Genomic DNA, 13,371 nt, shown 5'->3' with positions numbered 1-13,371 from the left:
GCTAGCTATATGAAGATTACTAATTTTTCAGTCAGAAATTATCAGTTTACGCTCGTGATGTTTCTCATGGTGGCAGCTGTTGCATTTGCAACATTGTCTACCATGCCGCGATCCGAAGATCCAACTATACATCCGCCTCAGTACCTGATCACAGTCATCTATCCGGGCACCAGTCCGAAGGACATGGAAGAGCAGGTGGTTAAGCCTATTGAAAACAAAATATACCAGCTTGAAAATATAGAGAAACTACTGACCACTATTGAAGATGGTGTAGCAGCGATTCAAGTCAAATTCAAATATGGTGTCGACATTGATAACAAATACCAGGAGTTGGCCACCGAAATCAATGCGTTAAAAAACAGCGGACTGCCAGACGATATATACCTGATAAAGACAGAAAAGATAAGCCCTACCGATGTAAATGTTTTTCAGATTGCGTTGGTTTCCAACACCGTTTCTGCAAAGGAGCTGCGTAGCCAGGCAGACAGGCTCAAGACTCAGCTTGAAAAGATCACAGATCTTAAGAATGTAAAATATTCTGGTATGCCGGAGCAGCAAATCCGTGTTGACGTAAAGGTTGACAAGCTCGCGCAATTAGGCATTCCATTGAATGTAGTGACAGGCAGTTTACAAAGTGAAGCTGCAGATATACCGGGAGGAAGTATCAATCTTGGAACCAAGACTTTCAATGTAAAAACAAGTGGCAAATTTCAAGATGCCGATGATGTAGCCAACACTGTAATATTCAATGGTAACGGAAAAATTATATACCTGAAAGATATAGCAGAAGTGGGTTACAAAAACGAAATCGAAAAACATATTATCAGACTGAACGGCAACCGATGTGTGTTGGTAAACGCCGGAATGAAGGAAAATGTTAATATTACAGCCGTTCAGAAAAAATACCTGCCGGTAATAGATGAGTTTAAAAGTACATTACCCGCTAACATCGCGTTAGTAAAACCGTTTGACCAGGCCGATATGGTCTCGCAGCGATTGGGGCATTTAGGTGTTGACTTTATAATCGCCATAGTGCTCGTGCTTTTTACATTACTGCCATTGGGCTCAAGGGCATCTTTGATTGTGATGATTTCTATTCCACTCTCTTTAGGATTAGGACTTATCGTTTTAAACGCTGCCGGTTTCTCTTTGAACCAATTAAGTATAGTCGGGTTGGTTGTAGCGCTGGGACTTTTAGTAGACGATAGTATTGTGGTGGTGGAGAACATAGAGCGCTGGCTAAGGGAAGGTGCTTCTAAACGTGATGCTGTTTTAAAAGGGACTAAGCAAATAGGTATTGCTGTGATTGGTTGTACGGCTACTTTGATTATCGCTTTTCTTCCACTTGCTTTTCTTCCAGACATTGCTGGAGAGTTTATAAAAAGTCTTCCAATGGCTATTATCACTAGCGTATTGGCATCGATGATTGTAGCATTATCCCTTGTACCTTTTCTAGGTAGTCGTCTTTTGAAAACTCACTCAAATGAGCATGGTAACGTGTTCCTGGTATATCTACAAAAATTACTGAATATATCTTACGCCAGGGTAATGCCCGCGGCATTGAACTGGCCTAAGATTACGATAGCACTTTCGATCATATTGAGTGCCGGAGCTTTTATGCTCATTCCCCAAGCGGGCTTTAAGTTATTTCCTGCATCTGAAAAACCAATGTTTCTGATCACTATTAAAATGCCTCTGCAGGCCAACATTCCGGAAACGGATAGAGTAACAAAGCTGGTTGAAAGTGAACTGAAGCAACATCCGGAGATAGTATATTTTACAGCCAACATCGGTAAAGGTAATCCGCAGATTTATTACAACGTACGCCAGCAAGAAGAGAAAGCAGACTTTGCTCAAATCTTTGTGCAGTTGGAAGAAGAAGCAAAGCCAACCGATAAGGTAGCGCTGATTGAAAAGCTCAGAAGCAAGTTCAACGACTTTCCCTATGCAAAGATTGAAGTAAAAGATTTTGAACAAGGATCGCCCATCGAGGCTAACATCGTAGTTAGAATATTTGGAGACGATCCACAAGAGTTACGCAAATTGGCTTTCCAGGCAGAAGATATATTACGTAAACAAGAAGGTACAGTATATATCAACAATGAACTGAATACTTACAAAACAGATGTTAAACTAAAGATAAATAAAGAAAAAGCCAGAACGTTAGGAGTCTTAACAGCGGAAATTGATAAGACGGTGCGTCTGGCTGTAGCCGGCTTACCCGTTGGAGACTATATAGATGAAAAAGGTGATGCCAGGAATGTAATGATCACTACATCTTTCGAGAAGTTTCCAAATCTGGATGCATTCAAGAACCTATATGTAAATAATCTGCAGGGAACTCCCGTTCCACTCAACCAGCTTGCCGATATAACATTCGAAACATCGCCTACTGCAATCAATCACTTTAATAAGTCTCGCTTTGCCAAGGTTACTGCGATGACAGATAAGAATATATTGGCTAATGATATACTTAAAAAAGTTGTACCACAGCTCGATAAGCTTAAAATGCCAGCCGGATATTACTATAAACTTTCAGGTGAAGCAGAATCAGAAGGCGACACATTGGGCGGTAATTTTTTGACTGTGATTCTCTTTAGTGCATTCTTATTTATTGCAGTGTTGTTACTTCAGTTCAAAACATTCAAGGGAATTATCATTGTACTGTCAGTTATACCACTTGGAATAATTGGAGGCGTGATCATGTTGTTGATCACAGGTTTTCCGATGTCACTTGTTACCATCATTGGTTTTATCGGGCTCTCTGGTATACAAGTGAAAAATTCTCTTTTGCTTGTTGACTTTACGAATCAGTTAAGAGAAGAAGGACATTCTATAGATGATGCCATAAAGAAATCGGGTGAAACAAGATTCCTGCCTGTCGTGTTAACATCTCTTACTGCTATATGTGGACTGATTCCTATTGCCATGAATCCCAATCCGCAAATTGCACCTTTAGCAATGGTTCTGATAGGCGGTTTGATTAGTTCAACTATACTCTCACGAATTGTAACACCGGTGATGTACAAATTGATTCCACCGAGAATTGGATCAGAAGAATAAACCATCACCAAGGATAAAACAAATGAAATTATATGTCTTGCCCACAGGAGTATCGCCAGGCATTGGCTATGAAACGGTAACTCCATTAGCCACTAAACAATGAATTGGATTTAGTATGTAAAGGTATATAAGTGATAATGTTCTTCTCAAGAACAAGCAATGGGAAGTAAAGAAAGAAAAGCAAGAAACAGATTGAGTATGCATAAGGAGATACTATATGCAGCACTGAGTATTGTCAGAGATGAAGGTCATCATTCATTAAGTCTGAGAAGGCTGGCTGGCAATATAGAATTTTCTCCAACGGCAGTATATCTGTATTTCAAAAATAAAGACGCACTTATGATTGATCTGGCCAGATTGGGATATCAACAACTTAATTCGAGTATAGATAGAGATTGTAAGAGTATAAATGACCCTAGGAATCGGCTGAGGGCAGTGCTCAGAACCTATTGGGATTTTGTGAACCATGAGAAGAAATTATACCTTCTCATGCAGGAGACTGAAATGAAACTGAATGAATTAGAGCCGATGTACCCGGAGATGCAGCGATTCATCAACTCGATAAATCAGGCAACTACAATGGCGTATGGAAAAGAGAATTGCACCGATGGCTTTCTGAAACGCAAGTGTTATATGTTAATTGCGATTGTACAAGGGCTTGCATCGCTCAATTTACTTCACAAAGGCATAGATGTCAGCTCCCAATTCCAGATGCTGGATGATGCTATTGAAAGTCTTATAGATTCTTTGAACTAAATGTATATCTGGATAAACATAAGTAAATACTAACCGATGTTTACTCAACTTAAAAATTAAATCAACTTAGAAATGAAAAAAACAATTTTGATTACGGGCGCATCGTCTGGCTTTGGTTTATTATTAGCTACAAAACTTCATGAAAGTGGCTACCATGTAATTGGTACAAGTCGTAATCCGGAAAAAACACAGACACCATTTAAAATGTTAGCATTGGATATTGCCGATGAGACTTCTGTCAACGAATTCAGGAAAATACTTTTTGAAACAACCAACCGGCTAGACGTATTGATAAACAATGCCGGGTATATGCTTGTGGGCATTGCCGAGGAGACATCATTAGAACTGGGCAAGAAACAATTTGAAACTAATTTTTGGGGTACCGTCAATTTAACCAACGCTCTGTTGCCATATTTCAGAAAACAAAATAGCGGGCAAATTATCACCATTAGTTCTATTATGGGTTTAATAGGACTCCCAAGTAAGTCTATATATTCTGCTTCCAAGCACGCGCTCGAAGGATATTTTAAATCTCTACGCTTTGAATTAAATCAGTTTAACGTCAAGGTTAGTATGGTGGAGCCGATGTGGTTCAAAACAAATTTAGGCAACAGTGCAGTGACTTCCGATATTAAAATTGCTGCCTACGATTCATTCAGAGAACAAGCCAACGCTTACATTAAAAAAAGTATAGAAAATGCAGAACAACCTGAAGTCGTAGTCAATGCTATAATAAAACTGATGGGTGCAAAAGCTCCTAAATTTAATTATCCAGTTGGAAAGATGGCAGGAATGATTCTGTTTCTTCAGAATTATGCATACAATGCTTTTGAAGGTTCAATACTTAAAAGTGTGAAAACGGCTAAGTGAAAACATGAAAAATATACTTCTGATAGTATTACTAATTATTGTAAAGATAAATGTCTTAATGGCGTTATGAATAACGATACTAAAGCTGGCTCTAATGGAATTACATCATTATGTAGACATCGCCATTTAAGATTTTATCTGCTAATTAAGCCTCGAATGGATAATAAGGCCTATACTTCACTAAGCATATATACTGCAATTGAATAGAAGAAACGATGACTTGAATATTTGGGGTATACACGGGTATCTTTATTTTTATAGGATAGAAAGAGCTGGAGGGAGGAAGCAATACTATACTTGTTTGGGTGTGGGGGTAGTAAGCACGCTATAGTTTTGAATCAAGGTACAGATGGACTCAATGATATAGAAGATTTCAATACCCAGATAATTACATAACATTCTGTGCCCTAAATATAGTATAGGAAAATAGCGTACAAGTCTATTGAATAAGATGGTGTGAATTGATTTAAGAACTGCAACCCATTTATGTGATACGATTTATGTTTTTTTGCCGACAAATGATTTTTGAAATGTCGGGGCGACAGGATTCGAACCTACGACCTCCACGTCCCGAACGTGGCGCGCTACCGGGCTGCGCTACGCCCCGAGTAAATCAAATTTAATAAATCGGTTTTAAAAATATATATAGCTATTCATGGTCTTTGACGCAGCGGAAACCGATGTGCGACTGGCCACTGTCAAATGCGGTGCCTTGTCGCGCGCTCGGGCGGTAATTGAGACAGTAATTGTTAGCGCATAAAAATGATCCACCTTTCGTAACACGCTTCTGTGCATAGGGTTCGTTGGGATCGAACGACTTTGCAGGGCCTTGGGGATTAAGCGTTACTGCATTTTGTGACAGTGTGGTATAGTAGTTTGGATCATACCAGTCGCTTGTCCACTCCCAAACATTCCCGATCATATCGTATAGTCCGTATTCATTCGGAGGGTAGCTTTTAACGGGAGCTGAACCTTCGAAGCCATCTTCTTTTAAATTACTCGAGGGAAAACTTCCCTGGAATGTATTGGCCATCAATTTTCCTCCCGGGGTAACTTCGTTTCCCCAGCTATATCTTGTTTGTTGTTTGCCTCCGCGTGATGCGAATTCCCATTCGGCTTCTGTTGGTAATCGTTTGCCTGCCCAGGTTGCATAGGCTGCTGCGTCTTCGTAAGCTATATGTACAACGGGATGTTGCCACTTGCCATCGAGGTTGCTCTGCGGTCCATCAGGATGTTTCCAGTCGGCACCCTTTGTCCATTTCCACCAGAGGCTTAAATCGTTTAACATAACCGTGCCGCTGGGAGCATCAAACACCAGTGCTCCCGGTACCAGTAAACTATCCGGTGGCTTGGGTGTATAGGGCGGGAGCTGTTTCTGCAGGTCTTTCCATTCCGGTTTTCGTTCGGCTACGGTTATATAGTTTGTAGCTTCTGTAAACACGCGGAATTGTTCATTGGTAACTTCAGTCTCGTCCATCCAGAAACCTTTTACACGAACATTGTGTGCAGGACGTTCATGTTCGTAGGTATCAGGTTCATCGGTGCCCATACTGAATTCTCCGCCCGGTATCCATACCATGCCTGCTGGCTTTTCATCGGATGTATTCGTAGCCGCCAGGTTCTCGGAGTTTTTCTTTACGCAGGCTGAGAGCAGCAACGTAGCAAATAAAGCTATGTATACTTTCATCACTATATATTTACTTAGTCGGTGCCGTACGGATGGCTTTGAGATATTGCTGATAAATTTCGTCAGGTGGCTCGGGTTGTGATTGTAATAGTTTTTTTCTTTTCTGTGGATCATATTCCCATCGGTAGAACCATGAAAATCCATACGGACCAGCATAATAATCGTGTTGCTTGTAGACGTTGTCTTTCAATGCCGTTGTCAGGTCTATAAATGTATACCCTTTCTTTTGAAGCTGTTCGATAAGCGTGGTAATGCAATCGGCATGAAGCGCATTTATATGTCCTAGAAAAATCTGAGGCACCTGGCGTTTATATTGTTCTTGCGATATTGTTTCAAAGTAATCGAATACAGCTATAGTATAGTTGATATAGGAATCAGCGATAGCTTTTGCTCTTGTTTTATCGTTCTTGTCCAGTGCCTGTTGATAAAGTGTATTGAAAAGGTAATCGGAGCTTTCGATCGTGAACGGAGTGCTGATATAGTTCTTTTCTTTCAGAAAATTCTGCATGGCAGCTTTTGTTATACTATCGCTGCCAAGTGCATTGAACGGGAACCGGAAATACAGCAGAGATTGTCCGGTACCCTGGAGTAATTTTTTGGTAATCACTTCGCCTTTGATGATTTCATCCTGAAAGGCAGATGCGTTCATGTTGACATAGTTTGGATGACTATAGGAGTGATTGCCCGGTGTTATCAGCGGATTGGATAACCACTGTTTCAATGTCCGGATACGTGCATCCGTTTCGCCTTCTTTTATCAATGTATTCTCATTGATAAAGATGCACACCGGAACAGTATACCGGTCGATGGCGCGAAGTATTTTTGTGTTTGCTTCTTCAAGGGTCTTTAGCGGTGTTCGGTCGCTCCAGGTAGTGAATGGTGCATCGTCCAGTGTAATGGCAACTTGTTTCAGCTGTGCGAAGCTTGCCTTATAAAATAGAATGAATAGAAGCGAGAGGAAGTACCTTTTCAAAATCATCTTTAAAAATAGAAAATGAATCGGCCATAAAAGCCACCGATCATCATTTTCTATGACGTTGCTTTAACCGATGATTTAAAGAATGTCAAAAACAGGAATGCACATGCAGCCAGAAAACTGCAGACGCTGAACGTAATGGCAAAATTGGCGGAATCATTACCATAGATCAGTCCTGACATAAACGCCCCTACACCAATCCCTAATTCCATAAATATATATAGTGATGCTATGCCGCGACCTTTGTGATGTGCATGACTTAGGTCGGTTGCCCAGGCTAACAGGGTAGGAGAGGTGGCGCCTTGTGCAAAGCCATATATAGTTACACCTGCGATGAGCATCAGTTTGGATTCTGCAAACGCGATAATCAGCATAGACACAACGATAAGGCTAGTGGACAAACGAAGTACGGGCTTGCGTCCCCAAAGGTCAGACGCTTTACCGCCAATGAGCCGCACGAGAAAAGATGCTACCGTGAGATATGTAAAGAGTAAACCTTTGTTTTTTATACCCATAAATTCACCGAGGTCGGGTATTATGGTAAACATGGCACCGTAAGCATACGCACTCAGTACCATTACAACGCATGGAGCAATTACACGTGGTTCGAATAGATCGCTTGTCTCAACTTTCAGAATTGAAACGTGAAAGGTATGCTTCTCCTGTAATGTCTCACGAATGCCTGCGAGTATAAGAATGGAAAGTATACCAAATGTTGAAGAACAGTAAAACATAACATCGAGTCCGAAAGCGTTGGCCAATGTTCCACCGATAGCCGGGCCGCTTGCCATGCCTAATGTACCGGCAGTGCCAAGTAGTCCCATGGCTTCTCCTCTTCGATGCGCAGGAATAATGTCTGATAAGTATGCCGTTTGTCCTGTAGGAGTAAAACCTGTTGAGAAACCATGTATCAGTCGCAGCAGCAGAAAGCCTGCCACGGAAGTAAGTATAGGATATACCAGGCTGCAAAGAAAACATACTCCGGAGCCAAACATCATTACGGGAACACGCCCTACCTTATCGGCTAACCTTCCACTGAATGGACGTGATATCATCGCGGTTAATGTAAACAACGCGATGATGAGCCCTTTATATTCTGCACCACCCAGTTTAGTAAGATACGCTGGTAATTCCGGAATGATCATGTTGAAGCTTGCAAAGAACAAGAGCGAGCTTGTGCATAAGAGCCAGAATTGCGTGTTGTAAATTTTAGTGTTTGTCAAGGAGGTATAAAAGAGCCTGCACATATACACTGTGCAGGCATGTTGATGCAGAAATTTTTAAGCTTGTTGTGGTTGCTCCTGGGCACCCAGCAAAAATGCTTTTATAAAATCGTCAAGGTCGCCATCGAGAACGCTTTGTGCATCGTGACGCTCTACACTTGTGCGTGCGTCTTTCACGAGTTTGTAAGGATGCAATACATAGTTTCGTATCTGCGAACCGAAATCTATTTTCATCTTACCGGCTTCGATCTTGTCACGTTCAGCATGACGCTTCTCCATTTCCAGCTGATATAGTTTTGACTTCAGCATTTGCATGGCGCGCTCGCGGTTGGCATGTTGTGAACGTTCTACCTGGCATACGATTACTATACCGGTTGGCTTGTGTGTTAACTGTACTTTGGTTTCAACCTTGTTAACGTTCTGTCCACCGGCACCACCCGATCGCGATGTTTGTATTTCGACATCAGCAGGGTTTACATCAATCTGTATAGAGTCGTCTACTTTCGGGTAAACAAACACTGATGCAAAAGATGTATGTCTGCGTTGGTTGGAATCAAACGGAGAGATGCGCACCAGGCGATGTACACCTATTTCTGATTTCAGTTTACCATAGGCAAAAGGACCATCGATCTCGAGTGTAGCCGATTTTATTCCGGCCACATCACCACTCTGGTAATCGATCTGCGATACTTTGTAATCACTCTTCTCGCCCCACATGATATACATACGGTTCAGCATATCCGCCCAGTCCTGACTTTCAGTACCACCGGCACCGGGGTTAATTTCGACAACGGCACTTAGCTGATCTTCTTCTTTGCTGAGCATTTTCTTGAACTCCAGTTCTTCAACTGCTTTGGAAGCTTTCCGGTATTCAAGTTCGAGTTCATCTTCGCCTACATCACCGGCTTCATGAAATTCATTCAGTACTTCGAGGTCGTCCATTAATTTGGAGACATGTTCGAAGGCATCCGTCCATATTTTTTTTGCACGGATATTCTTTAAAATGACTTCAGCTTGCTTGGGGTTGTTCCAGAAATCGGCTTGCTGGGTTATGAGTTCTTCATCGCGTACTTCAAGGCTCTTACGATCGTAGTCAAAGATACCTCCTCAAGGCGCTAACACGAGCCTTCAAATCTTTCAACTGTTCAGTTGTCATCCAGATTTTGTTTAAATTAGGTGGCAAATATATCCCATTTATGAGGAATACTTTACTGTTGTTTTTTATTTTGACATCTCTTGCGGTCAATGCCCAGGTAAAACGAATCGTTCTCAAAGCCGGAGCCAATCGTCCATTTATCAATGATGTTACCAACACCTTTACTATGGTCTCCGTTATCCCATCGCCTCTGGGGTATGGTAACGCCATTACTGTAGCAACTTTTAACGAGCGCTATGATGAGAAGATCGGTGCTGACCTTGCAGGTAGTATAGACTATACTATATGGAGAAAGTTTTTTGTCAGTACCGGGCTTGGTGTTAACTACACTCGCTTCAAGCGCGATGGCGCTGTGGTTGGACTTGATGATTTTGCCAATGGAAACCTCGGTTTTTATTCAAGTACTTATCCAATCAAGACCGGTGTACCCATTGGTTCTATTTATGGACCAACTGTAGATCCTCGCTTTACCGTTTCGCAGGGAAAATTAGATAATCTTGGAAAGACGGACCTGGTATATGTCCAGATTCCATTGATGGCTGGCATTTCTTTATTACAGGACAAACTTATGGTGCGAGCAGGCACAACGTTGTCGACCCTTGTATATGCATCCGAGTATGAATCGCGATATAGTGCTTCTGATAATGTGTTTTATGAGCAACGCAGTACAAGCAAAGAAAAATATAACCAGTTATTGGCCGGTATTACACTCAATGCCACCTACTATATTATGCCGGGGTTAGGCATTGATGTTTCAGCTAATAAGTCGTTAACACCTATTTATGATCTGGATGACGATGGAACAGAAAAGGCAAAAATGACCTTACTATCGTTAGGCTTATGTTACTCGATTGTTAAATAAACTTCGGAAAGTCCATACAGAACGAAGAAAATTGTCGTTTTGAAAGTCACTTTGTGATATTTAATAGTGTCAACGACCGATTTCTGGAAAATTTTCGTTTAGATTTGCCGGCAGTATGAAGAGTGAAATGGAGAAAATGAAGCCGATCGTTGGTCTTTTCCTGGAAGGACTGATGCTTGTATTTATTTTCGTTTACTCTCATAATACACTTACTGCTGACGCACAAGACACACATGACTCTCCGTTGAAGAACAGATTTTCATTTCATGAAGTCGTTATTCGTTCAGGTTGGTCATCCGAGTCACTTAGTAAAGTTGTTCCGCATTTGCCCACCATACTATCAAATATATTCCCACCGGTATCCAGAGATAAAGCGAGTACATCTATAGCGATGTGTGATGCTCTTTCGGTTAATTCATTTGAGCGAAATACATTCTATATAATAGCCTCCGATAATGTTCCGTAACCCCGATGGCCATTCTATTGTTGCGCTTTTGTAAAAAACATCAATTTCCAAATTGAAAACTTATATATTTAAAACTCTTTGGCTAACAAGTATTAGCTAAGTAGATATGATTTCAACGGCTTTTTTATTTATAGATCTGTTTAATCCGGAAGAGATAATCAAGTGGGGTGGATTGGCTCTGCTTCTCTTTATTATTTTTGCCGAAACAGGTTTGTTCTTTGGTTTCTTTCTTCCTGGTGATTCATTATTATTTATAGCTGGTATTTTAAGTGATACGGAATACTTGTCTATTAATGTATGGTTACTGATTCTTCTCCTCGTGATATGTGCCGTGGCAGGTACATGTGTGGGATATGCGTTTGGGCGCTGGGCTGAAAAATATCTGAAGAGGCGAAAAGAAAATTTCTTTTACAAGAAGCGATACATGGACATGGCGCAAGACTTTTACAAGCGCTATGGAATGATGGCTTTTATCTTGGGAAGATTTTTACCCATCGTCCGTACCTTCGTGCCTATATTAGCGGGCATGGTGAGAATAGAATTTGGAAAATTTTTCTTTTTCAATGTTGTAGGGGCAGCAATCTGGATTGTTGTCATGGTGATATCCGGTCATTTGTTGGGGAATATGTTCCCTTCTATTACCGAACATCTTGAAATAATTGTCGCGGGAATGGTTTTACTTACAGCGATCCCGCTTATAATTTCATGGAGCCGAAACCGAAGTGTTGGAAAAAATGGAACAAACTAAAAACTGAAAAATAATTATTGTATTTCTGTGACTATTGCACACTATTTAAATTATTATAACACGCAAAATTTCCTAAACTAAAAACCATTAACAATTAACATTCACTATGAAAACTACACAAACTTCTTCTTCTTCTTCTTTAGCTGAGAGCCTGAAGTCTGGATTTGCGGCATCTGTGATCCTGATCGAACTTTTTATAGGATTTCTTATCTGGAAATTTGTACTGGGTAACCCAGCAAACTTCGAAGGTGGCGATCCGGCATCTCACCCGCTGGAAGGAAACTTCTTAGGTATATTCTATAAAGGAGGTTATCTGGTACCTCTGGCGATCGGTCTGTTGCTGATGGTTTTTACTTTTGCTATCGAGCGTGCTTTCACAATCAGCCGTGCAAAAGGTAAAGGTAGTGTAAAGGCTTTCGTACAACGCATCCGCTTATTAGTAGCTGGTGGTAACATCTCTCAGGCTATTGCTGAGTGCGACAAGCAAAAAGGATCTGTTGCTAACGTGGTTAAAGCAGGTCTTTTGAAATACAACGAACTTGTTAACAACAACGCGATCGAGTCTGAAAAGAAAATCGCTTTGATCCAGAAAGATATCGAAGAAACAACTCAGCTTGAGTTACCAATGTTAGAAAAGAACCTGGTTATTCTTGCAACCATCGCTTCTATCGCAACACTGATTGGTCTTTTGGGAACTGTATTGGGTATGATCACAGCCTTCGCTTCAATGGCACAAGCTGGTGCTCCTGACTCAGTAGGTCTTGCTAACGGTATCTCTGAAGCGCTTATCAATACAGCTCTTGGTATCGGTACATCTGCGGTAGCGATCATTTTCTATAACCTGTTTACAAGCAAAATCGATGCATTGACTTATGGTATCGATGAGGCTGGTTACAGCATCGTGCAGAACTTCACTGCTACGCAAAAGCACTAGGAATTAAACTAAACGAATAAGTGACGTATGGGAAAAGCAAAAGTACATAGGACATCTCCTTCATTGGATATGACGCCTATGGTGGATTTGGGCTTCCTGCTGGTAACATTCTTTATGTTGACAGCAACGGCTGCGCCTGATGAACCTGTGGCGGTGGACATGCCTTCGTCTGTTTCGGAAATCAAAATGCCGGAAACAGATATTCTCCTGATCACTGTAGCGGATGATGGAAAGGTGTTCTTTAACATGGACGGTAAATACAACCGCCAGGAATTGTTGAAGAGTATGGGCGAGCGCTACAACGTTCAGTTCTCTGATGAAGAGGTAGCACGTTTCGCGGTAATGTCAACGTTCGGATTACCGATCGGACAGTTGAAAGAGTTTATTAATCTGGCTCCGGATGAACGCAAGAAGGTTAACCAACCTGGTGTGCCGGTAGATTCATTGAACAATCAATTGAAAGACTGGATCATCTTCTCGCGTATGGCTAATCCAAAACTTCGCATCGCGATTAAAGGTGATTCGGATACAAACTATCCGGTAGTTGAAAAAGTGATCAACACGCTGATTGATAATAAAGTCAATCGCTTCAACCTGATCACAAACATGGAAAGAAATCCTTCATAACAT

Annotated in this window: 12 protein-coding genes and 1 tRNA gene; 8 read left to right on the top strand and 5 right to left on the bottom strand. The window is 41.2% G+C overall.

Going from position 1 to position 13,371, the window contains the following annotated elements; translation table 11 throughout:
- Positions 1-9 precede the first annotated feature (9 nt).
- From ACFQ21_RS08770 to ACFQ21_RS08760, 3 genes are all read left to right on the top strand, one after another.
- Positions 10-3,063: an efflux RND transporter permease subunit gene (locus tag ACFQ21_RS08770; RefSeq protein WP_377577765.1), complete on the top strand. Its 3,054-nt coding sequence runs from the start codon at positions 10-12 to the stop codon at positions 3,061-3,063.
- 198 nt (positions 3,064-3,261) lie between these two features.
- Positions 3,262-3,819 (top strand): TetR/AcrR family transcriptional regulator, encoded by a 558-nt coding sequence (locus ACFQ21_RS08765; protein WP_377577762.1) that lies wholly within the window; start codon positions 3,262-3,264, stop codon positions 3,817-3,819.
- 72 nt (positions 3,820-3,891) lie between these two features.
- Positions 3,892-4,689, top strand: coding sequence for an SDR family NAD(P)-dependent oxidoreductase (locus tag ACFQ21_RS08760; RefSeq protein WP_377577759.1), 798 nt, complete (start codon positions 3,892-3,894; stop codon positions 4,687-4,689).
- Between the two features lie 533 nt (positions 4,690-5,222).
- Here ACFQ21_RS08760 and ACFQ21_RS08755 read toward each other — a convergent pair.
- The 5 genes from ACFQ21_RS08755 to prfB form a co-directional block, all read right to left on the bottom strand.
- A tRNA-Pro gene (locus tag ACFQ21_RS08755) sits at positions 5,223-5,296 on the bottom strand.
- Positions 5,297-5,338: 42 nt separating this feature from the next.
- Entirely contained in the window at positions 5,339-6,376 is a 1,038-nt protein-coding gene (locus tag ACFQ21_RS08750) for a formylglycine-generating enzyme family protein (RefSeq protein ID WP_377577756.1), read from the bottom strand.
- 10 nt (positions 6,377-6,386) lie between these two features.
- The gene (locus ACFQ21_RS08745; protein ID WP_377577753.1) at positions 6,387-7,355 is read right to left on the bottom strand and encodes a polysaccharide deacetylase family protein; all 969 of its coding nucleotides are present in this window, start codon (positions 7,353-7,355) and stop codon (positions 6,387-6,389) included.
- 50 nt (positions 7,356-7,405) lie between these two features.
- Positions 7,406-8,575, bottom strand: a complete 1,170-nt coding sequence (locus tag ACFQ21_RS08740; protein ID WP_377577750.1) for an MFS transporter — start codon at positions 8,573-8,575, stop codon at positions 7,406-7,408.
- Between the two features lie 57 nt (positions 8,576-8,632).
- Positions 8,633-9,731, bottom strand: a protein-coding gene (prfB, locus tag ACFQ21_RS08735) for a peptide chain release factor 2 (RefSeq protein ID WP_377577747.1) whose coding sequence is annotated in 2 segments (ribosomal slippage) — positions 8,633-9,670 and positions 9,672-9,731 — 1,098 coding nt in all. Because the reading frame shifts where the segments join, the coding sequence is not laid out codon by codon here.
- A gap of 40 nt (positions 9,732-9,771) precedes the next feature.
- Here prfB and ACFQ21_RS08730 point away from each other — a divergent pair.
- The 5 genes from ACFQ21_RS08730 (at position 9,772) to ACFQ21_RS08710 (ending at position 13,368) form a co-directional block, all read left to right on the top strand.
- Positions 9,772-10,593, top strand: coding sequence for an outer membrane beta-barrel protein (locus ACFQ21_RS08730; protein WP_377577744.1), 822 nt, complete (start codon positions 9,772-9,774; stop codon positions 10,591-10,593).
- A gap of 115 nt (positions 10,594-10,708) precedes the next feature.
- Positions 10,709-11,059 carry a hypothetical protein gene (locus tag ACFQ21_RS08725; protein ID WP_377577742.1) on the top strand — a complete coding sequence of 117 codons (351 nt, stop codon included), beginning with the start codon at positions 10,709-10,711 and terminating at the stop codon, positions 11,057-11,059.
- 106 nt (positions 11,060-11,165) lie between these two features.
- Entirely contained in the window at positions 11,166-11,807 is a 642-nt protein-coding gene (locus ACFQ21_RS08720) for a DedA family protein (RefSeq protein WP_377577740.1), read from the top strand.
- A gap of 106 nt (positions 11,808-11,913) precedes the next feature.
- A complete protein-coding gene (locus ACFQ21_RS08715; protein WP_377577738.1) occupies positions 11,914-12,741 on the top strand; it encodes a MotA/TolQ/ExbB proton channel family protein in 828 nt (275 codons plus the stop codon).
- 27 nt (positions 12,742-12,768) lie between these two features.
- Positions 12,769-13,368, top strand: coding sequence for an ExbD/TolR family protein (locus tag ACFQ21_RS08710; RefSeq protein WP_377577735.1), 600 nt, complete (start codon positions 12,769-12,771; stop codon positions 13,366-13,368).
- Positions 13,369-13,371 lie beyond the last annotated feature (3 nt).

It is taken from the genome of Ohtaekwangia kribbensis (genome assembly GCF_042676245.1).
GTDB lineage: Bacteria > Bacteroidota > Bacteroidia > Cytophagales > Cyclobacteriaceae > Ohtaekwangia > Ohtaekwangia kribbensis.
Note: the sequence above shows the minus strand (reverse complement) of the source record. Positions and strands in the feature narration are given on the sequence as shown.

Bases quoted from the DNA above. Each gene is read 5' to 3' on its own strand.
- ACFQ21_RS08770 (WP_377577765.1), top strand. From the start codon at position 10: ATGAAGATTACTAATTTTTCAGTCAGAAATTATCAGTTTACGCTCGTG.
- ACFQ21_RS08765 (WP_377577762.1), top strand. From the start codon at position 3,262: ATGCATAAGGAGATACTATATGCAGCACTGAGTATTGTCAGAGATGAA.
- ACFQ21_RS08760 (WP_377577759.1), top strand. From the start codon at position 3,892: ATGAAAAAAACAATTTTGATTACGGGCGCATCGTCTGGCTTTGGTTTA.
- ACFQ21_RS08750 (WP_377577756.1), bottom strand. From the start codon at position 6,376: ATGAAAGTATACATAGCTTTATTTGCTACGTTGCTGCTCTCAGCCTGC.
- ACFQ21_RS08745 (WP_377577753.1), bottom strand. From the start codon at position 7,355: ATGATTTTGAAAAGGTACTTCCTCTCGCTTCTATTCATTCTATTTTAT.
- ACFQ21_RS08730 (WP_377577744.1), top strand. From the start codon at position 9,772: ATGAGGAATACTTTACTGTTGTTTTTTATTTTGACATCTCTTGCGGTC.
- ACFQ21_RS08725 (WP_377577742.1), top strand. From the start codon at position 10,709: ATGAAGAGTGAAATGGAGAAAATGAAGCCGATCGTTGGTCTTTTCCTG.
- ACFQ21_RS08720 (WP_377577740.1), top strand. From the start codon at position 11,166: ATGATTTCAACGGCTTTTTTATTTATAGATCTGTTTAATCCGGAAGAG.
- ACFQ21_RS08715 (WP_377577738.1), top strand. From the start codon at position 11,914: ATGAAAACTACACAAACTTCTTCTTCTTCTTCTTTAGCTGAGAGCCTG.
- ACFQ21_RS08710 (WP_377577735.1), top strand. From the start codon at position 12,769: ATGGGAAAAGCAAAAGTACATAGGACATCTCCTTCATTGGATATGACG.